The organism is Mesorhizobium sp. B2-8-9 (assembly GCF_006439475.1).
GTDB lineage: Bacteria > Pseudomonadota > Alphaproteobacteria > Rhizobiales > Rhizobiaceae > Mesorhizobium.
Genome location: NZ_VFTQ01000040.1, coordinates 20,923 through 44,353, shown reverse-complemented (window position 1 = coordinate 44,353; position 23,431 = coordinate 20,923). Strand labels below are relative to the sequence as shown.

General features: G+C 64.3%; 23 protein-coding genes. 12 read left to right on the top strand and 11 right to left on the bottom strand.

Annotation, left to right across the window (positions count from 1 at the left end; all coding sequences use genetic code 11):
- Positions 1 to 266 precede the first annotated feature (266 nt).
- A complete protein-coding gene (locus FJ423_RS30390; RefSeq protein WP_140846994.1) occupies positions 267 to 1,010 on the top strand; it encodes a 2OG-Fe(II) oxygenase in 744 nt (247 codons plus the stop codon).
- A 24-nt stretch (positions 1,011 to 1,034) separates the two neighbouring features.
- Here FJ423_RS30390 and FJ423_RS30385 read toward each other — a convergent pair whose 3' ends face one another.
- A complete protein-coding gene (locus FJ423_RS30385) occupies positions 1,035 to 1,361 on the bottom strand; it encodes a GYD domain-containing protein (RefSeq protein ID WP_176477003.1) in 327 nt (108 codons plus the stop codon).
- Between the two features lie 218 nt (positions 1,362 to 1,579).
- On the opposite strand from FJ423_RS30385, the gene FJ423_RS30380 reads away from it, so the two are divergent.
- Positions 1,580 to 3,202, top strand: a complete 1,623-nt coding sequence (locus FJ423_RS30380) for an ABC-F family ATP-binding cassette domain-containing protein (protein WP_140846991.1) — start codon at positions 1,580 to 1,582, stop codon at positions 3,200 to 3,202.
- 59 nt (positions 3,203 to 3,261) lie between these two features.
- Here FJ423_RS30380 and htpG read toward each other — a convergent pair whose 3' ends face one another.
- From htpG to groES, 6 genes are all read right to left on the bottom strand, one after another.
- Positions 3,262 to 5,154 (bottom strand): molecular chaperone HtpG, encoded by a 1,893-nt coding sequence (gene htpG / locus FJ423_RS30375; protein ID WP_140846989.1) that lies wholly within the window; start codon positions 5,152 to 5,154, stop codon positions 3,262 to 3,264.
- Positions 5,155 to 5,214: 60 nt separating this feature from the next.
- Positions 5,215 to 5,517, bottom strand: coding sequence for a DUF982 domain-containing protein (locus FJ423_RS30370; protein ID WP_140846987.1), 303 nt, complete (start codon positions 5,515 to 5,517; stop codon positions 5,215 to 5,217).
- The gene (locus tag FJ423_RS30365) at positions 5,498 to 5,896 is read right to left on the bottom strand and encodes a helix-turn-helix transcriptional regulator (protein WP_140846984.1); all 399 of its coding nucleotides are present in this window, start codon (positions 5,894 to 5,896) and stop codon (positions 5,498 to 5,500) included. The genes FJ423_RS30370 and FJ423_RS30365 overlap by 20 nt, the downstream gene beginning before the upstream one ends.
- A gap of 60 nt (positions 5,897 to 5,956) precedes the next feature.
- Positions 5,957 to 6,169 carry a hypothetical protein gene (locus tag FJ423_RS30360; RefSeq protein ID WP_224610482.1) on the bottom strand — a complete coding sequence of 71 codons (213 nt, stop codon included), beginning with the start codon at positions 6,167 to 6,169 and terminating at the stop codon, positions 5,957 to 5,959.
- 76 nt (positions 6,170 to 6,245) lie between these two features.
- On the bottom strand, positions 6,246 to 7,874 hold the full coding sequence (groL, locus tag FJ423_RS30355) for a chaperonin GroEL (RefSeq protein ID WP_140846978.1): 1,629 nt from the start codon (positions 7,872 to 7,874) through the stop codon (positions 6,246 to 6,248).
- Between the two features lie 61 nt (positions 7,875 to 7,935).
- Positions 7,936 to 8,250, bottom strand: a complete 315-nt coding sequence (gene groES / locus FJ423_RS30350) for a co-chaperone GroES (protein ID WP_040988406.1) — start codon at positions 8,248 to 8,250, stop codon at positions 7,936 to 7,938.
- Positions 8,251 to 8,580: 330 nt separating this feature from the next.
- Here groES and FJ423_RS30345 point away from each other — a divergent pair, with 330 nt between their 5' ends.
- From FJ423_RS30345 to FJ423_RS30325, 5 genes are all read left to right on the top strand, one after another.
- Entirely contained in the window at positions 8,581 to 8,928 is a 348-nt protein-coding gene (locus FJ423_RS30345) for a hypothetical protein (protein ID WP_224524793.1), read from the top strand.
- A gap of 13 nt (positions 8,929 to 8,941) precedes the next feature.
- A complete protein-coding gene (locus tag FJ423_RS30340) occupies positions 8,942 to 9,214 on the top strand; it encodes an usg protein (protein WP_140846975.1) in 273 nt (90 codons plus the stop codon).
- A 240-nt stretch (positions 9,215 to 9,454) separates the two neighbouring features.
- On the top strand, positions 9,455 to 9,931 hold the full coding sequence (locus tag FJ423_RS30335; RefSeq protein WP_140846972.1) for an Hsp20 family protein: 477 nt from the start codon (positions 9,455 to 9,457) through the stop codon (positions 9,929 to 9,931).
- A gap of 88 nt (positions 9,932 to 10,019) precedes the next feature.
- Positions 10,020 to 10,529, top strand: coding sequence for an Hsp20/alpha crystallin family protein (locus FJ423_RS30330; protein ID WP_140846971.1), 510 nt, complete (start codon positions 10,020 to 10,022; stop codon positions 10,527 to 10,529).
- A gap of 442 nt (positions 10,530 to 10,971) precedes the next feature.
- Positions 10,972 to 12,396 carry a hypothetical protein gene (locus FJ423_RS30325; RefSeq protein ID WP_095767142.1) on the top strand — a complete coding sequence of 475 codons (1,425 nt, stop codon included), beginning with the start codon at positions 10,972 to 10,974 and terminating at the stop codon, positions 12,394 to 12,396.
- Between the two features lie 107 nt (positions 12,397 to 12,503).
- Here the strand turns inward: FJ423_RS30325 and FJ423_RS30320 are convergent, their stop codons facing one another.
- The 3 genes from FJ423_RS30320 to FJ423_RS30310 all read right to left on the bottom strand — a co-directional run bounded on the left by FJ423_RS30320 (position 12,504) and on the right by FJ423_RS30310 (position 16,075).
- On the bottom strand, positions 12,504 to 13,397 hold the full coding sequence (locus tag FJ423_RS30320; protein WP_140846969.1) for a hypothetical protein: 894 nt from the start codon (positions 13,395 to 13,397) through the stop codon (positions 12,504 to 12,506).
- 91 nt (positions 13,398 to 13,488) lie between these two features.
- Positions 13,489 to 15,150, bottom strand: a complete 1,662-nt coding sequence (locus FJ423_RS30315) for an acyl-CoA synthetase (protein WP_140846966.1) — start codon at positions 15,148 to 15,150, stop codon at positions 13,489 to 13,491.
- 118 nt (positions 15,151 to 15,268) lie between these two features.
- Positions 15,269 to 16,075: a helix-turn-helix transcriptional regulator gene (locus FJ423_RS30310; RefSeq protein ID WP_140846963.1), complete on the bottom strand. Its 807-nt coding sequence runs from the start codon at positions 16,073 to 16,075 to the stop codon at positions 15,269 to 15,271.
- 136 nt (positions 16,076 to 16,211) lie between these two features.
- Here FJ423_RS30310 and FJ423_RS30305 point away from each other — a divergent pair, with 136 nt between their 5' ends.
- The 3 genes from FJ423_RS30305 (at position 16,212) to FJ423_RS30295 (ending at position 19,181) form a co-directional block, all read left to right on the top strand.
- Positions 16,212 to 16,601 (top strand): VOC family protein, encoded by a 390-nt coding sequence (locus FJ423_RS30305; protein ID WP_095767204.1) that lies wholly within the window; start codon positions 16,212 to 16,214, stop codon positions 16,599 to 16,601.
- 242 nt (positions 16,602 to 16,843) lie between these two features.
- The gene (locus tag FJ423_RS30300) at positions 16,844 to 17,947 is read left to right on the top strand and encodes a KamA family radical SAM protein (RefSeq protein WP_140846960.1); all 1,104 of its coding nucleotides are present in this window, start codon (positions 16,844 to 16,846) and stop codon (positions 17,945 to 17,947) included.
- A gap of 376 nt (positions 17,948 to 18,323) precedes the next feature.
- Complete coding sequence (locus FJ423_RS30295) at positions 18,324 to 19,181, top strand: BA14K family protein (RefSeq protein WP_140846957.1); 858 nt, start codon at positions 18,324 to 18,326, stop codon at positions 19,179 to 19,181.
- Positions 19,182 to 19,282: 101 nt separating this feature from the next.
- On the opposite strand, the gene FJ423_RS30290 is transcribed toward FJ423_RS30295, so the two are convergent.
- Entirely contained in the window at positions 19,283 to 20,662 is a 1,380-nt protein-coding gene (locus FJ423_RS30290) for an FAD-binding oxidoreductase (protein WP_140846954.1), read from the bottom strand.
- Between the two features lie 198 nt (positions 20,663 to 20,860).
- Here FJ423_RS30290 and FJ423_RS30285 point away from each other — a divergent pair, with 198 nt between their 5' ends.
- Together FJ423_RS30285 and FJ423_RS30280 are read left to right on the top strand one after the other, a co-directional pair.
- Complete coding sequence (locus FJ423_RS30285) at positions 20,861 to 21,733, top strand: ferritin-like domain-containing protein (protein WP_140846952.1); 873 nt, start codon at positions 20,861 to 20,863, stop codon at positions 21,731 to 21,733.
- Between the two features lie 91 nt (positions 21,734 to 21,824).
- Complete coding sequence (locus FJ423_RS30280) at positions 21,825 to 23,396, top strand: FAD-dependent oxidoreductase (protein WP_140846949.1); 1,572 nt, start codon at positions 21,825 to 21,827, stop codon at positions 23,394 to 23,396.
- The last annotated feature ends 35 nt before the right edge of the window (positions 23,397 to 23,431 follow it).

The following is a 23,431-nucleotide window of genomic DNA, read 5'->3' as shown; positions in this document are numbered from 1 at the left end:
TCGAATCGGATGGCCATCCGGTTCGAGGCTCAGTCGCTTCCATCGCACAAATCTCTGTCCGTGCAGATACAAGGGGTGTTCCAGCTTGGCGATAAGATTGAAATCGCCGCCGCCTCATTCCTTCCAGCACGCCTCATCCGACCTCGCTGCGCGAGGCCACCTTCTCCCGCAAGGGGAGAAGGGAAAGCCGGCGCCCACCCCGCAGGAATCGGGTGGCCGATGCTCATCCTTCGCCCCACTTTGACACCAAGCGAAGGAGCCAACCCATGACCATCCATTCCCTCAACACCAAACGCGCCAGCCGCTCCGCCGAATCCCGCGTCGCAGCACAAGATTGGCGCGCGCTGGTCTCTGAACTCAACGCCCATGGCTGTGCCGTCATGCCCGGCATGCTGTCGGCGGAAGAATGCGCCGATATCGCCGCGCTCTACCCGCATGAAGAGCATTTCCGCAGCCATGTCGTGATGGCGCGCCACGGCTTCGGCAAGGGCGAATATCGGTATTTCAAATATCCGCTGCCGGACCTGATCGAGGGCCTGCGCACCACGCTCTACCCGCGCCTCGCCACGGTCGCCAATGACTGGAACGAGAAGATGGGTGTTGCCCAGCGCTATCCGGCCGAGCACGCCGCCTTCCTGAAACGCTGCCACGATGAGGGCCAGGTAAAGCCGACGCCGCTTCTGCTGCAATACGGCCCCGGCGATTTCAACTGCCTGCACCAGGATCTCTACGGCGAGCTTGCCTTTCCGCTGCAGGTGGCGATCCTGCTGTCCGAGCCCGGCGAGGATTTCACCGGCGGCGAATTCGTGCTCACCGAGCAGCGCCCGCGCATGCAAAGCCGCGCCGAGGTGGTGCCGCTCAAGCGCGGCGATGCGGTAATCTTCGCCGTGCACAACCGGCCGGTGGAGGGCACGCGAGGTTACTATCGCGTCAACCTGCGCCACGGCGTTAGCCGCCTGCGCTCAGGCGGGCGACATACGCTCGGCATCATCTTCCATGACGCGAGGTGACACTCCCCGAGGCGGCGTTTTTTTCTACGCTCCCGGCCGCCGATAACGGATCGATTTCGCCCTGCCCAGCGCGTCCATCGTCTCCTCGACGCTGAGGAGGACGGTGGTCTCGCAGGAGCTGAGCGCCCCTCCGGCACCGATGGCGAGCACGACGGACGCCATCGAAACATTGTCCGGCGCCTCCCACAGGTTCCAGCCGTCGTGTTCGCCGAACGCGTACCAGAATCCGTGCAGCTTTCCGCCCACCGATTCTATGTATGAGCTGGCTGCCTTGCGGCGATCTTCGGGGTTTTCGATCATTCGCGCCCATGTCTCGGGCGTGTAGCTGAAGCGCGTCAGGTACATGGCCATGGTTGACCTCCCTTGCCAGAGCCCATCAAGTGGTTGGCTCCAGCACTAAGCGCTCGATCTGTCGGCGACGCGAATCAATTTTACCTCGGCTGGTTCTGCCTCAAAGGGAATACGCCGAGCGCGGCATGCGGCGCTTCTGCCTCTTCCCCTCGTGCCCGCATTCGCGTAATGCCCCGGGCAAATCCCCGCCACGTCAGCGCAGTTTCCCGGACCGTCCCATGATCCGTCTCGAAAATATCGGCAAGCAGAACGGCCGACAGATCGTCTTCATCGAAGCTTCCGCCGCGTTGCAGAAGGGCGAGAAGATCGGGCTGGTCGGCCCGAACGGCGCCGGCAAGACGACCCTGTTTCGCATGATCATTGGCCAGGAGCAGCCCGATGAAGGCCAGGTCTCGGTCGATCGCGGCGTCACCATCGGCTATTTCAGCCAGGATGTCGGCGATATGGGCGGCTTGAGCGCCGTCGCCGAAGTCATGGAAGGCGCCGGGCCGGTCAGCGCGGTCGCCGCCGAGATGCGCGAGCTCGAGCACGCCATGGGCGATCCCGACCGCGCCGACGACATGGATCAGATCATCGAGCGCTACGGCGAGTTGCAGCACCGCTTCGAGGAGCTTGACGGCTATGCGCTCGATGGCCGGGCGCGCGAGGTGTTGGACGGCCTCGGCTTCAGCCAGGAGATGATGGACGGCGACGTCTCAAAACTCTCCGGCGGCTGGAAGATGCGCGTCGCGCTTGCCCGCATCCTGTTGATGCGGCCCGACGTCATGCTGCTGGACGAGCCGTCGAACCATCTCGACCTCGAAAGCCTGATCTGGCTGGAGAAGTTCCTCAAGGATTATGACGGCGCGCTGCTAATGACCTCGCACGACCGCGAGTTCATGAACCGCATCGTCAACAAGATCATCGAGATCGATGCCGGCGCGCTCACCTCCTATTCCGGCAATTACGAATTCTACCAGGAGCAGCGCGCGCTGGCCGACAAGCAGCTGCAGGCGCAGTTCGAGCGCCAGCAGGCGATGCTGGCCAAGGAGATCGCCTTCATCGAGCGTTTCAAGGCGCGCGCTTCCCATGCGGCCCAGGTGCAGAGCCGCGTGAAGAAGCTCGACAAGATCGACCGTGTCGAACCGCCGAAGCGCCGCCAGACGGTGACTTTCGAATTCCAGCCGGCGCCGCGCTGCGGCGAGGACGTGGCGACGCTGAAGGGCATCCACAAGGCCTATGGCAGCCGCAATATCTATTCGGGCCTCGACTTCCAGATCCGCCGCCGCGAGCGCTGGTGCGTGATGGGCGTCAACGGCGCCGGCAAGTCGACGCTTCTGAAGCTGGTCGCCGGCGCCTCCGAGCCGGACGAGGGCTCCGTCGCGCGGGGCCCGAGCGTCAAGATGGGCTATTTCGCCCAGCACGCCATGGAACTGCTCGATGGCGAGCGCACCGTCTTCCAGACGCTGGAGGACTCGTTTCCGCAGGCAGGCCAGGCGCCGCTCAGGGCTTTGGCCGGCTGCTTCGGTTTTTCCGGCGACGAGATCGAAAAGAAGTGCCGCGTGCTTTCCGGAGGCGAGAAGGCCCGGCTGGTGATGGCGCTGATGCTGTTCGATCCGCCAAACCTGCTGGTGCTCGACGAGCCGACCAACCACCTCGACATAACCACCAAGCAGATGCTGATCGAGGCGCTGTCGCAATATGAAGGCACGATGCTGTTCGTCTCGCACGACCGCCATTTCCTGGCGGCGCTGTCGAACCGCGTGCTCGAGCTGACGCCCGACGGCGTCCACACCTATGGCGGCGGCTACACCGAATATGTCGCCCGCACCGGCCAGGAGGCGCCGGGACTGAGGGGGTAGGGCGAGACCCTACGCAATTGGCGGCGGCGCATTCCCCCTGTCGGGGCGAGCGCCGGCGCTTACCCCCTCGCCAGCCCGCGATCGATCAGCCGCGCAAGCCGCGCCGAGAACGCCTTGGCGTCGGCCGGCTTGTCGCCGTCGAGCACACGTGCCTCGTCGTAAAGCAGATGCGCGGCGTCTTCCTTGAACGCCTTCTCGTCGTCGCCGAGCTTTGCCAGCGCCGCCACGCGCTCGTGGCGCGGGTTGATCTCGAGGATTGGCTTGGCCGCCTTGTCGAGCCGGCCGGCGGCGTTGAGCAGGCGCTCGAACTGGCGGTCCGGGCCATGCTCCGGCGCGACAAGGCACACGGCGCTTTCGGTCAGCCGGTCCGAGGACTTCACGTCCGAAACCTCCTCGCCAAGCGTCGTTTTCACGAAAGCCAGGAAGGCGGCGATATCCGACGACGTCTCCGCGTCGGGCTTCGCCGCATCTTCGGGCAGCGCGATATCGGCGAGCTCGGCCGCGCCCTGCGTCACCGACTTGAACGGCTTGCCGTCGAATTCCGGCGCCATCGTCACCCAGAAGCTGTCGACGGGATCGGTGAGGAGCAGCACCTCGATGCCGCGTGCGCGAAAACCTTCGAGCTGGGGCGAGGCTTCGAGCCGGGCGCGATCGTCACCGGCCATGAAGAAGATCGCTTTCTGTCCTTCCTTCATCGCTGCGACATAGTCGGCAAGGCTGCGCCAGCCTTCGCCTGAGGTCGTCGAACGGAAGCGGGCAAGCTTCAGCAGCTGCTCGCGTCGCTCGTAATCCTCATAGAGACCTTCCTTGAGGACGACGCCGAAATTTTCCCAAATTTTGGCGTAGGCTTCGGCATCGTTTTCGGCCGTCTTGGCGAGGTCGCCGAGAACGCGGTTGGTCACGCCCTTGCGGATCGCTGCGAGCAACGGGCTTTCCTGGATCATCTCGCGCGAGACATTGAGCGGCAGGTCGGCGGAATCGACCAGGCCGCGCACGAAGCGCAGGTAGCGCGGCAGCAGATCGGCTTCGTCGGTGATGAAGACGCGCCGCACATAGAGCTTCATGCGGCCCTTGCGGTCCTGGTCGAACAGGTCGAACGGCCGCGATCCCGGGACGAAGGCGAGCACGCTGTATTCCTGCCGGCCCTCGGCGCGGAAATGGATGGTCGAGGCGGGCTCGTCATATTGGCCGGCGATGCTGCGGTAGAAGTCGGTATATTCCTCCGGCTTGATCTCGCTCTTTTGCCGCACCCAAAGCGCCGTGCCGTCGGCGATGTCGCGCGGTTCGGCGCCGGGCTTTTCGACAAATGTGATTGGCACCGGCACATGCCCGGACTGAGACTTCGCCAAACCCTCGAGCCGATAGGGCGTGGTGTAGGACGAGGCGTCCTCCATCAGATGCAGCACCACGCGCGTGCCGCGCTTGGGTGCTGCCTCGAGCGGCACCGGCGCGATCTCGTAGGTGCCCTTGCCGTCGGACGACCAGCGGAAGGCCTCGTCGCTGCCGGCCTGGCGGCTGATGACGTCGACACGGTCTGCGACCATGAAGGCCGAATAAAACCCGACGCCGAACTGGCCGATGAGCTGCGTGTCTTCCGCCGCCTTGCCGGCTTCGACGCGCTCCATGAAGGCGCGGGTGCCGGAGCGCGCGATCGTGCCCAGCGCCTCCGCCATCTCGTCGCGGCTCATGCCGATGCCGTTGTCCTCGACCGAAAGCTCCTTGTTGTCCGGATTGGCGGCAATCGTGATGCGCGGCTTGGCATCGTCGCCCAGAAGCTCTGGCCGGCTCACCGCCTCGAAGCGCAGCCTCTCGCAGGCATCCGCCGCATTGGAGATCAGCTCGCGCAGGAAAACGTCTCGGTCCGAATAGACCGAGTGCACCATCATGTGCAGCAGCCGCGAGACGTCCGCCTCGAATGTCCTGGTTTCCTTCGCCTTGGTGTCCGTCGTCATTCAGAATTCCTGCGCTCGTTGCGTTGTCCGCCGCGCCAGCACGCGCCGGGTTTCAAATTTTCAGCCATTGTTGCTTGTGGATGCGCGCCCTGCCAGCGCTGCGGGCGCCAGCGAAACTATGTCCGGCGCCAGGATATCGTGGCGGCGGGCGAAGGCAACAAGGGTTGTCCGCACCATTTCCGCGTCGATCTCGCCGGCAATGCCGGCTCTGCAGGCGTTGAGCGCGATCGCATATGCGCTGCTCCTGCTCGCAGCCGGCCAATCCTGCAGCAGGGCATAGGCTTCCATCATGGTCTCGAGCCGGACCGGCAACCCCATTGCGACAAGGATGGTGACAGGGTCTTCAAAGCGGTCGTGGCTCATGGTCAGAACCCTCATTCGGGTGGGTGCTCATGGCGCCCGGGCGAAGGCCGGTCGTCCCGGCCAGCACATGTCGACGCGGGTAGGGCGGTTGCAGGACGATGCCGTGCGGCCGCGGCTGGCCTATGCCGTTGAACGCCTGCACAACCACCGGGCCCGCCGGCGTGTGCGTCGCTGAATTCTGCCGGTTAAGGCGCGGCGGGGGCAGCGCCTTGTGTGCCTTGGCGAGGGCCTCGATCCAGGCGGCGACCGCCAGCGGCACCGGCGCGCGCCCCTCGAGCCAGCGTGTCACGTCGTTTCTGGGCCAGCCAAGTTCCTCGGCGACGTCGGCAGCTTCCCATCGCAAGATTCTCAGGCATTCGCGCAATCGTCCTGCAATCATGGCAATCCTCGTCCGTTCGCAGTCACATGGGCCCCGCCTTGGAGGCGGGGCCCGATTTTGCTAGCCGCCCCCGGATGTTTCGGTGGCCGACACGTGCTGTGCGGCAAGAAACATCAGCGTTGAGGCGACGGTCCGCCGGTTCCACCCGGCGGATTCGGCCGTGTCGAGCAAGCCTGCCAGCAGCGGCTTCAATGCGCTTCGGCATTCGGCTTCATAAGCGAGGAATTCGCTTGCCGGGCGCGTCGGCGCCGGAACCGAGCCATTGCCGCTCATCATATCCATAATGGCCTCCCATCGTGCATTTCGAAACGCCCGCTCCCGTTGCCGGAAGCGGGCTCCCGTCGGCGTCTCAGAAGTCCATGCCGGCGCCAGCCGGCATGGCCGGAGCGGCCTCCTTCTTCGGCTTCTCGGCCACCATGGCCTCGGTGGTGACGAGCAGTCCGGCAACCGAGGCCGCATCCTGCAGCGCGGTGCGCACGACCTTGGCGGGATCGATGACGCCCTGTTTGTAGAGGTCGCCATATTCGCCGGTCTGGGCGTTCCAGCCATAGGCGAATTCGGTCTTCTCGCGCAGCTTGCCGACGATGATCGAACCTTCCGACCCGCTGTTCTCGGCGATCTGGCGCGCCGGAGCCTCGATCGCGCGCCGCACGATATCGACGCCGTATCTCTGGTCCGGGTTGTCGACGGCGACTGTGTCGAGCGCCTTGGCCGCCCTGAGCAGGGCAACGCCGCCGCCGGGCAGGATACCTTCCTCGACCGCCGCGCGCGTGGCGTGCAGCGCGTCGTCGACGCGGTCCTTCTTCTCCTTGACCTCCACTTCCGTCGCGCCGCCGACGCGGATCACGGCAACGCCGCCGGCGAGCTTGGCCAGCCGCTCCTGCAGCTTCTCGCGATCATAGTCGGAGGTGGTCTCCTCGATCTGCGCCTTGATTTGCGTGATGCGGCCCTGGATCTCCTCCTTCTTGCCGGCACCATCGACGATGGTGGTGTTCTCCTTCTCGATCGCGACCTTCTTGGCGCGGCCGAGCATCTCCAGCGTGACGTTCTCCAGCTTGATGCCGAGATCCTCGCTAATGGCCGTGCCGCCGGTCAGGATGGCGATGTCCTCCAGCATGGCCTTGCGGCGGTCACCGAAGCCCGGAGCCTTGACGGCGGCGACCTTAAGCCCGCCGCGCAGCTTGTTGACGACGAGCGTGGCCAGAGCCTCGCCTTCGACATCCTCGGCGATGATCAGCAGCGGCTTGCCGGACTGCACCACGGCCTCGAGCACCGGCAGCAGCGCCTGCAGATTGCTGAGCTTCTTCTCGTGGATCAGCACATAGGGCTCTTCGAGCTCGACGCGCATCTTGTCCTGATTGGTGATGAAATAGGGCGAGAGATAGCCGCGATCGAACTGCATGCCTTCCACGACTTCCAGCTCGGTCTCGGCCGTCTTGGCTTCCTCGACGGTGATGACGCCTTCGTTGCCGACTTTTTCCATAGCCTCGGCCAGGAAGCGGCCGATCTCGGCATCGCCATTGGCCGAGATGGTGCCGACCTGTGCGATCTCGTCGTTGCTGGTGATCTTGCGGGCGTTGACCTTGAGTTCGGCGACGACAGCATCCACCGCCTTGTCGATACCGCGTTTCAGATCCATCGGGTTCATGCCCGAGGCAACGGCCTTAGCCCCTTCGCGAACGATCGCCTGGGCAAGCACGGTGGCAGTGGTGGTGCCGTCGCCGGCGATGTCGCTGGTCTTCGAAGCGACTTCGCGGACCATCTGGGCGCCCATGTTCTCGAACTTGTCCTCGAGCTCGATCTCCTTGGCGACGGTGACGCCGTCCTTGGTGATGCGGGGCGCGCCGAACGACTTGTCGATGACGACGTTGCGACCCTTCGGACCGAGCGTCACCTTCACCGCGTCGGCGAGGATGTTGACGCCGCGCAGCATGCGCTCGCGGGCGTCGGAATGGAATTTGACTTCCTTGGCAGCCATTGGATCACTCCTTGTTTAGGCAGCTTTCATTGACTGGGTTGCGGTTCTATCGAAGCCCCGGTCAGGCGGCTTTCTTCAGCGTCGCGGCCTGCTCGATCACGCCCATCACATCGCTTTCCTTCATGATGAGCAGATCCTCGCCGTTGAGCTTGATCTCGGTGCCGGACCACTTGCCGAACAAAATGCGGTCGCCGACCTTCACGTCGAGGGGCACGAGCTTGCCGCTCTCGTCGCGGGCCCCCGGGCCGACGGCGATGACTTCGCCTTCCTGCGGCTTTTCCTTGGCAGTGTCGGGGATGATGATACCGCCGGCCGTCTTCTCTTCGGCCTCGATGCGGCGCACGAGCACGCGGTCATGCAATGGACGGAACGTCATATCGTTCTCCTTCAGGACAAACAGATTGCGAGCAGTTCCTCCGCTCCGGACCGGCAGGACCGGAGCGGGGCTCGCGCGACCCTTTCGGCATCGCGCGCATGTCGAGCTAATTTTGCCTTCATCTACTTTCAAGGGGGTACCGCAAATTTTTTGGCACTCTCGACCGTTGAGTGCTAGCGCGCTGAAAACATGCGGTAAATTGGCCCGCTCCGATAACGGAGAGGCTTGAATTCGCGATTGAGTTGAACAAGATTATCGGTGCCCGGCAGCGCCGGGACCGGTGAGAAATTGGAACCCGAAGCAAGGAGTTTTTGGAGACGGAGGACAGAAATGGACCGACAGACGCTTTCGCCGATCATTCCTTCCCTAGCTCCCGAACTATCAGACCTTTCGCTCGACCGGCTGCTGTCGCCGGCCAGGCATTTTCAGCACCCGCGGGATGTGCTGGAGGACGGCTCGCTCGATATATGGGAAAAGCGGGCGATCCTTTCGTCCTGGGCGTCCGATGCTTGCGCCGTGGAATCGATGCCGGCGCTGCGCCAGCCGCCGGGCACCGAGCGGCCGGTCTCCTTCGACGACATCATGGATGCGCTGCGCCGGCTTGATGCGCTGGCTCCGCCGCCCAGCGGCCCTGCCGATGACGACCACCGGCAGGTGGTCGACCGGCTGAGCGCGTGAAGGCCCGAAGGCGATGGCGGTCAGCAAGGAATTCCGCTTGCAGATGAATGGGTATGGCTTGACCACTGCCGAGATCCATTATCATCTGCCCGACCATCCCAGCCTGCTCCAGCTTTACGTCTGGCAGGACTATGATCTTGCCCCGGATTTCCCGGCGCTGAGGGGCTTTCTGGGCTTTTGGCAGCGCGAGCTGGCTGGCGCCTTGCATTCTGTCCGTGTCGCTCACCATCGGCTCATCAGGGCGTCGGAGTGGCGGGCCGTCGACGGGATCATCGCGATCCATTGAAGATCAGCTCCCCGAGGCGGTCGTGGTTGTGCGGCCGCCTCCAACTCATGATTCGCCTGCCTGCATGCAGACGAAGGGACTGACTTTCACGACCTTGAAGGCGGCTTCGGAGCGGGGCCTTGACGTGCCCGTGTTGAATTCCCAGATCGATTACGCCGGTGCTTGAGAGACCGGCAAGGTCAAGGGGCGCCGCTTCCTTGGCGCCCCTCGTATCTATGTTGCTCAATGGAGGATGTAGCTATGAGAACCACGTTTGACTTCAGTCCCCTGTTCCGGTCGAGCATCGGCTTCGATCGAATGCTGAACGCGCTCGAGACGGCGAGCCGGATCGAGACCGTCGATAATTGGCCACCCTATGACATCGCCAAGACCGCAGACGACGACTACCGCATCAGTATGGCGGTGGCTGGGTTCTCGCAGGACGAACTGGCCATTACCCAGGAGCAGAACATGCTCATGGTCTCTGGCCAGAAAGCCGGCGAGGACAAGGGCGAGTACCTGCATCGTGGCATCGCCGGCCGTGCATTCCAGCGCCGCTTCGAGCTTGCCGACCACGTCAAGGTCGTTGGCGCCAGCTTGGTCAATGGGCTGCTGACGATCGATCTGAAGCGCGAAATTCCAGAAGAGATGAAACCGCGGCGGATCGAGATCGCGGCCGACAAGGCAACGCTCAAAGGCACGACAAAGAAGATCGAAGGCGAGAAGCACGCCGCCTGAGGGCTTCTGTGAGCGCATCCGCGCTACGCGCCGGGCACTGCGCGGCGCGTAGGAGCTTTTCGAGCCGATGAACAGAAAGGAGCAAACCATGAGTGTCCGTGATCTGATCCCCTGGGGCCGGAGCAACGGCAACCAGCTTCCAAGCATATTCCGCGACGGTGAGCGCGATCCGTTCCTGTCGCTGCATCGCGAGGTGAACCGCCTGTTTGACGACGTTTTCCGCGGCTTCGACAGTCGGTTGCCGTCACTTGGCGGTGTCTCCGCCCTCGGCGCCGGTTGGCCGAGCGTCGAGATCTCCAACGGCGAGAAGGAGATCAAGGTGATGGCCGAGGTGCCTGGCCTCGAACAGAGAGACATCGAGGTCCTGCTCGACGACGGCGTGCTGACGCTGAGAGGCGAGAAGCGCTCCGAGACGGAGGACAAGGATAGGCAGTTCTCCGAGCGCTATTACGGCCGCTTCGAGCGCCGCATCCCGGTCGGCTACGAGGTCAAGGAAGACGAGGTGGATGCCCGCTTCAAGAACGGCGTGCTGACCGTCACCTTGCCGAAGAGCGAGAAGGCGCAGTCGCAGGTCAAGCGCATCGACATCAAGAGTTGATGCACCGACGCGGGAGGTCGGCCCATCCGCCTCCCGCGTCGACTCCCATAGAGCCACGGCAACCGGATGCTCGCGCAAGCAACTCCACTCGATCGATCATGGGCGGCCGAGGAAGAGAAAATTTATACGGCGGGAGCTTCTTTTTTCCGTCCAGAAGTCTTCGCATCGCTCATCTGAATGATGACAAGCAGCTCGCTGTCTTTCCCTTCTGCTGCGCATGCTTTCAGCACCTATCCGGAGAGAAAGCTAACATATGTTAGGAACGGGAGAGGGGCTCACCTAGCGCGGATCCGCATCAGATTGGGACCGGCGATAACCTTAATTTTGGTTTCCTTTGCACAGGCTTCCCGAACGGAAGGTAACGCGATAGATTAGTAATTCGTTAAGTACGCCCGGGGGCGAGCGTAAAAGATGTGTCGTCGAGCGTAAGGGATGTGCCGTGATGAATTTCAAGTCTCTGATCAAGCGGGCCGAGGACGTCGATAAGGAATTTCAGGAACTCCAATCGGATCTGGCGGAGGCGTTCGAGGACGTCCTCAAAGATGACGAACAGCCGCCGTCGGAAGACGACGCCGTCGCCGGTCGGGAACTGGTTGCAAGCGACGAGAATCCGCCGGCCGAAGAGCCGTCCGACGCATCGGCATCGCGGCTGACACCGCATACCCAGACGCGGCTGGCCGCCCTGGAGGCCGTCACCGGGCTTTTCCGGGACGGGCAGGGCCATCTGCAGGAGATCGAGGCAAAGCTGGCGGAGATCGCCACTGCACATCATATGACGCGCGAAGTCCTCAACGTCTTCCATCGCGACGTGTTGCGCTCCAACGAGCTGGAGCTGGCAAACCTCGCTCTCACCGCCGAACACAAGACATTGTCGGAACAATTGCTTGACGCCGCCCGCCGGCAGCGCGAACGCGACGGCGCGGCCGAAGCGTGGCAGCAGCGCGAGGCGAGCCTCGTCCAGGACCGGGAGCAGCTGCGCTCGGCGCTTGCGGCGGTGCGCCTGGAGCTGGTGGAGATGGGCAATGAGACCGCCAGGCGCGAGACGGAGTTCGGCGAGATTGTCAAAGCCCTGACGGCCAAGACCGTCGAAGTCGACAGGCGCGGCGCCGAGAACAAGCTGCTGCGCGAAAAGCAGGTCGGCCTTTCGGTCGATCTGGAGCAGGCGCAAAAGCGCGAGGCGGAGGCCCGGCACAAGTTCGACGAGTTCGCGGCAACCCACGCCAGCGAAACCGCCCATATCGCCGAGCTGATGGCTCAAATCGGCAACCACGAAAAGGAAGAAACCCGGCTGCAGAAAGCGCTCGAGGCAGCGCAGGCCAGGCTTGCCGAAACAATCGAGGCGGCGCGGATCGCCGAGAGCGACAGCACCGCCGAATTGGCACGCAGCCACGCGGAAATGCGCGGTTTGCGTGCCGAGATCCAGGAACTGCAGTCGCGTCTGGATAAGGTCTCGACCGACAATGGCGAAGCCACGGACGAGATCACCAGGCTAAAGGCGCAGCTGAACGACGCCGTCACCGAACGCCAGATTGCGGAGAAAAGGCTCGCCGTTCTCAAGGACGAGAGCGAAGCCGACAAGAAGAACCTGTCCGAGGTCAGCACCAATTTCTCACGGCTTTCGCTGCAGCAGGCGTCGGAGCAGATCCAGCTCGATATCCAGAAGCAGGAATGCGAGGATTTGCGCGCCGAAGTCGAAGCGCTCAACGCCCGCATCCGGGAATTGCTGCCTTACGAGCGCCTGCATCGGGTGACCGACGCAAGGTCGCGCATGGATGCCGCGCCTCAAACCAACGGGATCATCGCGGAAGCGGCGCGCCCCGTCGCGCGGCGCGTTTCTCGGCGCAACATGCGGGCGAACGGAGGCTGAGGGTTTCGAGCGGCTCGGCTTCGACAGCGCCGGCCCGCTCTATCTCTATGGTTTGAAACCGCTCCACTTCGAGAGCCGCTGCGCTTTCCTGGAATTGCCCTGGCGGACTATTTCCCAGCCATGTCGTCGGCAAGGTCCTGCGCCTGCTTGAGCAGCGCCGGGAAGGACGGGTCGCCGGGCAGGCGCTGGGCCATGCAGGCGCGGTAGTCGGCGTCGCCCTTTTCCCAGGCGGCGTTGGCGGGATCAGAGGCCTGCGGATCGTCCTGGTCCGAACCCTGATCGGCCTGCTGGGCTTTCTGCGCGGCGGCGTCGGCGGCTGCCCAGATTGAATCGCAGGCCGCGATCTTCGGCACGGCGGGCGAGGCGGGTGCCTCGGCAATCAGCACGCGGTCACCTTTGACGACTGCCACGACGACGTGCTGATCGTAGATCGGTCCGACGTCCTGGGTCCAGCCGCCAAGCCGCGCGACCACCGCATCGGCGCCGTCGGGCTTCTTCAGCGAAAAGTCGAGCGTGCCAGAGAATGCCGCGTCGCTGCCGATGGCTTGGGTATAAAAACTGTCGAGCTTCAACGCCGCTCCGATGTCGGCGGGCAGCTTGAAATCCGCTTCCGCTTCGGACGATTTGGACTTGAGCCAGCGCTCGGTCAACCCGCGCGTCGAGGCGACGATGCTTGGGCCGTCGTCGCTCTGCGCATATCGCAGCCCGTCCAGCATGCCGTAGCCGATATCGGAAGCGTTGAGGCTTTGAATATTGATGGTACCGGTCGCCGGAAAGCCTTTGACGGAGAGCGGACCGAGGATGGCGGCGAGGCGCTGCTGGAGGTCGGCCAGCGCCTTCTCGTTCTGGGCATCGATAGTTTCGATCGCCGTATTGGCGCTTTCCTGCGCGGTGATATCGGCGATCGCCTTGTCGCGCGCGACGATATAATCATCTTCCGGCGAGGCGGCATATGCCGCGTTGCCCGCCAGCGCAATGAGAAGCGTCAAGACCAACCGCATGCTGCAACCCCAAATTAGCGATCATAGCCCTTGGGAGCCATCGCCCGACTTGGCGGCTTTTGCGTGGCGGAAATCATGGAGAGCCAAATCTTTATTCCGCCTTGCGCTTCTCCACCTCGGCCTTCCTCAGCAAGAACCGCTGGATCTTGCCGCTCGGTGTCTTCGGCAGTTCGCTGACGAACTCGACTTCGCGCGGATAGGAATGCGCAGACAGCCGCTTCTTCACATGCTGGGCGAGTTCCTCGGCTAGCGCCTCGCTGCCCTTGAAGGCGGGCGCCAGCACTACGAACGCCTTGACGATCTCCGTGCGCTGCGGATCGGGCACGCCGACGACGGCCGCCTCGTTGACCGCCGGATGCTCGATCAGCGCGCTTTCGACATCGAACGGTCCGATGCGGTAGCCGGACGAGGTGATGACATCGTCGGCCCGCCCGATGAAGGAGACGGAGCCGTCCGTCTCATATTCCACTGTATCGCCGGTGCGGTAGTAGCCGCCCGCGATCGCCGGCGTTTCCGCCTGGTGGTAGCCGTCGAACCAGCGCAGCGGCGAGTTGGCGATATCGACCGCCAGCACGCCGGGTTGGTTGGGGCCGAGTTCGTTGCCTGCCTCGTCCAGCACCACCATGCGGTAGCCGGGCATGGCAAAGCCGGCCGAGCCGGCGCGAACCGTATGCGCCAGACCATGATGGTTGTTGACCATCATGCCGTTCTCGGTCTGGCCGTAATGATCGTGGATCGGCGCTGCAAGATGCGCGTCGAACCAGCGGATCACCTCCGGATTGAGCGGCTCGCCGGCGCTGCTCACCACGCGCAGCCTGCCCTTGACGCGGGCCGCGGCCTCGGGCCCTTCCGCCATTAGCAGGCGATAGGCTGTCGGCGAGCCGGCCAGGCTGGTGACGCCCAGACGCTCGATGATGTCGTAAGTCGATTTAGCGTTGAACGCGCCTTCGTAGAAGGTGGTGGCGATGCCGAGCTGCAAAGGCCCGGTGATGGCGTAGTAGAGCCCATAGGCCCAGCCGGGATCGGCGATGTTCCAGAAGATGTCGTCGGGCCGAAGCCCGATCGCGTCACGCATATAGGCGCCGAAGGCAAGCAGCGCGTTGAGCGGCACCGGCACGCCCTTTGGGTGCCCGGTCGTGCCGGAGGTCGACATCATCATGAACAGGTCGGTGCCCTTGCGCATGACCGGCTCGCAATCGGGAGAGGCGACCTCCAGCGCCGCGCGGAAATCGACGTCGCCTGCTGCAAGGGCATCGCCGGGCCCAACGATGGTGGCGATGCGCGGACGGTTTTCCACCTCGTCGAGCTTGGCGCGGTTTGCGGGGTTGGTCACCACCAGCTTCGCCTTGCTGTAGTTCAGGCGATGCTCGACAGCCTTCGGCCCGAAAGCGGTGAACAGCGGCTGGTAGACCGCGCCGACGCGCCATGTGCCGAGGATCAGCGCCACCAATTCAGGGATGCGCGGCAGCATGCCGGCGACGACGTCGCCGGGACCAACGCCGAGACCTTTGAGCAGGGTGCCGACGCGGCCCGCCATGTCGGCCAGATCGTCGAAGGAGTATTCGCGCAATTCACCGGCAGCCGAGATCGCGCGCAGCGCCAGCCGGTTTTCGCCGGTATAGCGGCCGCAGCATTCGACATAGGCGTTGATGCCGGTCGCCGGATCGCCGTGGAGGCGCGCGATCTCGTCCTCGATGCGGAATTGCGCAACGGCATCCTCATAGCGCGGCAGCGCCGCTGGCGTGTCGGTCATGGCAATCCTCCCTCGGCGGCGGATCATCTCCGCATGATCGCCGCCGGAGGAGATTGCATGAAAGGAGGGCGCTGGTCGATTGCGGCAGCGTCTTTCTCCCCGTTTTACGGGGAGCTCCTTATCCATGCTTCCGATAAAGGCTCAGCGTTATCTCCTTGCCCACGCCCACGGGCGTCAGCATGAAATAATCATAGACCATGATTTCGCCGCTCGGACCGACCATCCGCTTCGACCAGATCGGCGCTTCCTCGACACGCATCTCGGCCCATTGGCGCGCGAAGTCGGGGCTCAGCGCCCTGAGTGGATCGAGCACGGCGCAGATGTCGGCAGCAGACGCGTATTCGACGGTCGCGGCGCGGAATTGCGCGATCGCCGAGCGAGCTACCACTTCCCAGTCGGCGAACAGTCCGCGCCAGGCGGGATCGAGGAAGAACCGCGCCAGCAGGTTGCGCCTTGCGGGATCCTCCTGATCGAAGCCGCCGAACAAATCCGCCGCCTCGTCGTTCCAGGCAATGAAGTCCCAGGCGCGGTTGAGCGCATAGGCCGGGTTGGGCGAGAGCGTGGCGAGCAATCCGACAATGCGCGGATCGGGCGAGGGGCCTTCGAGCGGCGTCGCCTCAGGCCGCCATTCCGGCTTTGCGAGCTTGAACAGGTGCTGGTGTTCCACAGGCACGAGGTCCAACACGTCGGCGAGCGCATTGAGCACCTGCGCGGAAGGATTGGCCTCGCGGCCCTGTTCTAGCCATGTGTACCAGGTGGCGCTGATCCCTGCGAGCAGCGCGACTTCCTCACGCAGCAGCCCGCTTGCGCGCCGTCGCGTGCCGGTGCGGATGCCATGCCGTGACGGCTCGACGCGTTCGCGCATGGCGCGCAGGAAGCGGCCGAGTTCCTTACGCCTGTCCATCTCGGTGGTCTGTTCCAGCATGCTCGTGCCTCGAAGGGGGTGGCGACGCTACTAGCAGCGCCGCTCATCTTGTACCACCTTGCTACCAGTATAATGAGGCCAGCGCATCGACAATCACGCCGCGTCGGAACGCGGCGCCCGACAAAGGATTCCGCAAATGAATGCGCTGAAAAACATCAGGAATATCGACTACACCGTCCTCTTCGCCCGCGACATGAAGGAGATGCGGCGTTTCTATGAGGACGTGATGGGCTTTCGCGTCCATTCCAGCCTGGGCGAGAGCTGGATCGCCTACCAGGTCGGCTCGTGCCTCCTGGCGCTCACTGAGCGCGGCGTAATGTTCAACGACTTGCCGACCCCGGCGGGCGCGCTCTCCATGCAGCTCGCCTTCCGGGTGACGCCCAGCCAGGTTGACCAATGCGCCGAGACGTTGCGTGAGAAGGGCGTGGCGATCGAAAGTGGGCCGACCGACCGGCCCTGGGGTCACCGCACGCTGTTCTTTCGCGATCCCGACGGCAATGTGCTGGAGATCTACGCCGATATCTAGCCTTGCGGCAGTTGAATGCCTTACGTCAAGCGGCTCGTCGACTTCTACGAGACAGTCACGGGCATCAAGCTCACGGTCTACACCGAGGATTTCGCCGAGCTGCTTGCTTCACGCCGGTGACGGCGGAGGCGATTGCGAAGCTCAAGCGGTGAGAGTTCCAAGTTCCCAACACGGCGTAAGGCGGTATGCGGTTGACCACATCGACCATCCGGCCGATAGGGACGGCGAACCAGAGAACCGCAATGACCACTAATCTCAAACAGCCGGCCGCCCCCGACGCCGCCTGGCAAGCCGAAGTCCGCGCCGGCGTGCGCCATGTCCGCGACCTCGCCTCGCTGCCGCTTTCGGCCGCCGAGCGCGCCGTCATGCAAGAAGCCGCGGCGGCGCACAAGGTGCGCGTGCCCAAACCCTATCTCGACTTGATCGACTGGAGCGACGCCAACGATCCGATCCGCGCACAGGTGATCCCGTCGCCGGGCGAGCTCGTCGCCACCGAAGGCGAGCTCGACGACCCGATCGGCGATCATGTCTTCAGCCCGGTGCCCCGCCTGACGCACCGCCATGCCGACCGGGTGCTTTTGTTCCCGACCTATCAATGCGCGGTCTATTGCCGCTTCTGCTTCCGCAAGGAATCGCTGACCTCGATCGGCCGCGGCTACACAAGCGAAGCGCTGGAGCCGGCGCTGGTCTACATAGACGGGCACCCGGAAATCCGCGAGGTGATCCTGACCGGTGGCGATCCGCTGTCGCTGCCGGACAAGGCGCTGGCCGAGATCCGCGCCCGGCTGGAGGCGATCCCGCATCTGCGGCTTCTGCGCATCCACACCCGCGTGCCCGTGGCGCTGCCGTCGCGCATAACGTCCGGCCTGGTCGAGGCGCTACAGGGACGGCTGATGGTGACGGTGGTGACCCACTTCAACCATCCGCGCGAGCTCACCGCCAAAGCCGAGGCGGCCTGCCGTACGATGCGCCAGGCGGGGTTCGTGCTGCTCAACCAGAGCGTTCTCCTCAAAGGCGTCAACGACAAGATCGAGGTGCTGGAGGAGCTCTGCCGCGAGCTGATGTACCGTCTCGGCGTAAAACCCTATTACCTGCACCACGGCGACCTCGCGCGCGGCATGGCGCATCGCCGCACGACAATTGCCCAAGGCCAGGCGCTGGTCGCGGAACTGCGCCGGCGGCTCTCCGGCATCTGTAACCCGGCCTACGTCATCGATCTGCCGGACGGCGGCGGCAAGGTGCCGCTGACGGCGAGCCATGTTGAAGGGCGGGACGGCGAAACGTGGCGTATTCGCGGCCAGGACGGGAAGGCGAGGAGCTACAGCGAGGTGGTGGCGGACTGCTGAGCGCCCGCAGGTCACTCAAGCGCTGTCCGGCCGCCTCGTTGGGGCATTCTGCCGGGCCTGACCGGCCGCCGCCGGCTGCGAGTCCGAGGCGTGGGACTGCCATGTGAACGACCTGCGTTTATTCCTCTGTTTGCACGATGCGGCGTCGCACCAAAGGCGCGACACTGTCATCGATCCGTTTGGATCATCGTAAAGTCCCTTAGCTGCCTAGTCCCCAGCTGGGTTCACCCAGCGATCCTCTCGAAGCCCCGCGTGCTCCTCCCCGGAGCACGCGGGGCCCTTCGTTTGTTACCGCCGGGTCGCAACATCGCCCTCTTGCTGTGGGAACCGGATTCCGTGCCTCGCATTCTATCAGCGGGGACTAAAGGAGTTCGGCATGAAGGCTTTGTTGGGAATTGTCGGCGGCTTCGTGCTGACCCTTGCCGTGTTCGCCAGCGGGCTCGCCTTCGCCACTTGGCTGCTCGCCGCCAAGCCAGTGCGCCAGGCGACCCCGGCGATCGGCGTTTCCGAGCTCTGGACCAAGGACGCTCAGCCGGTCGATCCGCAAAAGCAGAATCTTCAGCGCATTCCTGCCCAGCAGGCTGCCGTCGCGCCCGCCCCAGCGGGCGAGCCGGCCAAGACCGACAGCGCAGTGCAGACGGCGACGCTCGCGGCGCCGACAGCACCCGCGCAGCCGCAGCAGTTGCAGCCCACGACCGCCCAGCCGAACCATCCCGCGGCCGAGCCTGACGCGACCCAGCCTTCCCAGCCGGCTCCGGCCGATCAGCAGGCCGAGCAGCAATTGCCCGTGGCTCATCTGCAATGGTGCTCGGCCCGCTATCGCAGCTACCGTCCGGCGGAAAACAGCTACCGCTCCTACAGCGGGGAGTTGCGCCCTTGCATCTCACCCTATTACGACCCGATGGGCGACCGCACCGCCTCGACCGGCTCAAACGATCGGCAAGGCCAGGGTGGCCAAGCCGTCGGGACCGATCGGCAAACCGCCGCGGCCGATGATCAGACGAGCGACGACCAGGCCGAGATGGAAGGTTACGCCCCGTCGGGCGACGGCTACGTCACCACCTACGGCGGCCCGCCGGAAGAGATCTCGCCCGAGGCCGGGGCCGTGCGGGCACAGGGCCGGCAGATCTCGGCCGCCCATATCGACGATTGCTTCAGCCGCTACCGCTCCTACGATCCGCAGGACAACACCTACCAGCCCTTCGACGGCGGCCCGCGCCGCCAGTGCGAGTAGTGTTTCTGGCCCGCGACGGCGAAGAGGTGATCGCGAAGCGACCGGAGAGGGGCTGCGACACAGGCAGGTTCGCTCTAGCCTCTCGCGCTTCCCCGCCAAACTCAGCCCACGACCTTCCCCGGATTCATCACATTGCCCGGATCGATCAACTCTTTGATCGCCTTCGCCAAATCCCGCTTCACCGGATCAGCATGCCGCTCATAGGCCTCGCGTTTCTCCAGCCCCACCCCATGCTCAGCTGAGAACGAACCGCCGGCCTCGCGCAGCCCCTCATAGAGCACGTCCTCGATCGCCTCATGCCGCTCATGTGGAACCGGCCCTTCGCAATTGAGGGAGATGTGCAGATTGCCATCGGCGAGATGGCCGTAGACATAGGGCGCATATGAGGCGTCGAGCTTCTTCAGCCTCGCCTCGATGCGCGCCACATAGGCGTCCAGCGCGCCGGCCGGCACGGAGACGTCGAACGAGGGCGCCATAGGGTGCGCGCGCTCGATCTCAACGGTCTCCTCGCGCAGCCGCCACATCGCTGCGGCTTGGCCCTCGGAGCTCGCGACCAGCCCGTCGACGATGCCGACCTCTTCCCAGATCGCCGCCAGCCCGCCCTCGAGCGCGCTTCTCGCCGCCTCGATCGAGTCGGCGCCTAGGCCCAGCACCAGCAGACAGGGCGCATCGAGCGGCAGGCTGCCCGAGGCATAGTTCAGCGACCGCTGCATGAGGGACGCAAAATTACGCCACAGGATCTCGGCGGCGGTGAGCCTCGCGCTGGTCGAGGTCAAAAAATGCCGGACGATGTGCTGGGCGCTGGCCGCATTCGGCACGCCGACAAGCGCGGTGGCACTCGCACCGGCCACCGGATCGAGCCGCAGCGCCACGCGGGTGACGATGCCGAGCGTGCCTTCCGCGCCGATGAAGAGATGCTTCAGATCGTAGCCTGCGCTGGTTTTCAGCACCCGGGTGAGATCGCAAAACAACCGCCCGTCCGGCAGCACGGCCTCCAAGCCAAGCACGCGGTGACGCATTGTGCCGTTGCGAAAGGCCATGATGCCGCCGGCGTTGGTGGAAACCATGCCGCCGATAGTGGCGCTGCCGCGCGCGGCAAGGTCGATGCCCGGGTCGAGCCCATGCTGGGCTGCCGCCTCCTGCAGCGCGCCCAGCCTCACGCCCGCCTGCACGATCGCCACGCGCGTGAACGGATCCATGTCCTCTATTCTGTTAAGCCCGCCAAGGTCGCAGATCACCTGCCCTTGGGAAGTGGCTGCTCCGCCCGCGAGCCCGGTGCGCCCGCCCTGCGCGACAAGACCGATGCCATGCGCCGAACAGAATTTCACCAGCGCCGCGACCTCTTCGACATCGCGCGGACGCACCAGAGCCGAGGCGCCGAAATTGCGGGTGTCGAAGCCAGGATCGCGCGAGGCGAGCTCGGCGGCGTCCCAGATGGTGGCGTTGGGCAGGGCGGCGCGGAGAGAGGGGAGGAGGGCCATGAAATGGATCCGGCGTCGGACGTGAAGCTCGTCCTATAGAGGAACCGCAGCCCGGGAGTCACGCCGGCACGCCCATCGAATCGCCCGGTCCACAACCATACCCGCTCGGTTCAGGAACATTCCGCGTTTGGCGGAGTTGACAGGACGGCCCGCTCGTTTGAGGCCACACCGGTTCATGGCGGGCTTCGGGAGGAAGCTATGATCCATGCCACCCCTTCACTTCATGTTTCTCGCCGCGGCGCATTGCAAATTGGTCTTGGAGCGACGCTCGCTTCAGCGACCGGCGTCGCCACCGTTTCGCCTGCTTTCGCACAAGATGACATAAAGGACGAAGACATTTTCCGGTTCGCGCTGAACCTGGAATATATGGAGGCCGAATACTACCTGCGGGGCACCACAGGAAAAGGCATCGACGATTCAGATGCCGGTTCCAAGCCCGGCGACGTCGTCGGCGGCAAGAAGGTTCCCTTCGAAACACCCGCACTGGCTGAATTTTTGCGGGAAGTCGCGGAAAATGAACTTGCCCATGTCAGGTTCTACCGCAAGACCCTGGCGTCGAATGCGGTGGACCGGCCGGCGATCGATTTTGATGCCGGCTTTGCCGCGGTCGCCAAGGCGGCCGGGCTCGGTGCCGACTTCGACCCCTTCGGCAACCAGATGAACTTCGTGCTTGGCGGCATGCTGTTCGAGGATGTCGGCGTCACCGCCTACGCCGGTGCGGCAACCGTCCTGAAGAACAAGGAATTCCTCGCAGCCGCGGCTGGAATTCTCGCGGTCGAGGCCTACCACATGGGGATGGCGCGGTCGTCGCTCTATCGCATGGGCGAGAAGGCCTGGAAGGCGGCGAATGCAATTTCCGACGCACGCGACAAGACCGACGGGCCCGATGACAAGGACCAGGGCATTCGCGTCGACGGCAAGGCCAACTTCGTTCCTTCGACGCCCGATGCGATTGCCTTCACAAGGACCCCGCAGGAGGTGCTGCGCATTGTTTATCTGACCGACCAATCGGGTGTCAGCAAGGGCGGCTTTTACCCGAACGGGATGAACGGAACGCTCAAGAGCACCTAGCCGCGAGGATGGAGCCGGTCACGATGACCTACAACCCGCGCTGCGCAGCATTGGTCGCTGGCCGTCCAATATCGTCTCGACGGGGTGCGCGATGAACGTCAGCAGCGAAGCGACCAGATCATTTTGGATGCTCGACGCCAGCTTGCCCGGCGCTCCCCGCCTCGAGCAAGACGAGCATTGCGACGTGGCCGTCGTTGGTGTCGGCATCGCCGGGGTTTCGATTGCCTATGAACTGGCGCTGGCCGGACGCAAGGTGGTGCTCGTGGATCGCGGCCCGTTGATCGGAGGCATGACATCGCGCACGACCGCCCATCTGGCGCCGATCTGCGACGATGGCTTGAGCGCGCTGATCGACATGCGCGGCGAGGCTCTGGCGCGCGGATTTCAGGAGAGCCAGCAAGCCGCCGTCAACCGCATCGAGCGGCACGTTGCCAGCCTGGAGATCGACTGCGATTTCCGGCGGCTGGACGGCTTCCTTTTCCCGGCAGCATGGATGGACGAGAAGCAGGCCGCCAGAGAATGCAATAAGGAGTATGCGGCTGCGGCTAAGATCGGCGCCGAGGCTGAACATGGCAAAGGCGTGCCGCTCAAGGGTCATGAATCGGCGCCCATCCTGCGCTACCCCGGACAGGCCGCCTTCCACCCGCTGAAATATTTGCGCGCCCTGCTGGCTGATTTCGAGAAGCGAGGCGGCAAGGCATTCGCCGACAGCGCCGTCATCGAGATCGAGGAGGGGGAGCAGATTCGCCTGAAATGCGATGGCGGCTCCACCGTTACCGCTTCGAACGCGGTGTTTGCCACCAATTCCCCGATCAACACATGGGTCAAGATCCATAGCAAGATGGCGCCTTACCGCACCTATGCCATGGCTTTCGAGATCGCCAGGGGAACCCTCCCGGATGCCCTCTACTGGGACATGGACGATCCCTATTACTACGTCCGCCTCAATCCCGGCCCCGGCAAGACGGACTGTCTCATCGCCGGCGGCCGCGATCACAAATCGGGCGAAGCGGATGACGGCGAGGCGCGCTTTGCCGCGCTTGAAGCATGGATCAGGGCATTGGTGCCCGATCTTGGCGCGGAAAGAGCGCGGTGGTCCGGTCAGGTTCTCGAAACGATCGATTATTGCGGCTTCATCGGCCGAAGCCCCGGAAACGGCAACGTCTTCATGGCCACCGGCGATTCCGGCCAGGGCATGACGCATGGTGCAGTGGCCGGACTGCTGATCCGCGATTTGATCGTGGACGGATCGAACCCCTGGGAAGCCGTCTATGCTCCCGACCGGAAGCCGCCCGCCGCGCTCGCGCACTACGTCAATGAGAACCTTACAACAGTGAAGAACCTCGCCGGCTACTTACTGCCCGGTGAGGTCAAGTCGGCCGGCGGCCTCAAGCCTGGCGAAGGCGGCATCCTTCAGGACGGCTTGAGCAAGTTCGCCGTGTGCCGCGACCGCGACGGCAAGCTGCACCGGCATTCGGCCAGTTGCACGCATCTCGGCTGCATCGTGCACTGGAATTCGACCGAGCAATGCTGGGATTGCCCCTGCCACGGCTCGCAGTTCGCGCCGGACGGTACGGTGCTCAACGGCCCGGCCATCCGCGGCTTGGCCCGGTCGGAGGGTCGCGGGTCTCGCGCGGAGCCCAAGGTGGCGTCCGGGGAGTGACCTGTTTTAACGCAAACGCCTCGGAGGAAGCGGTG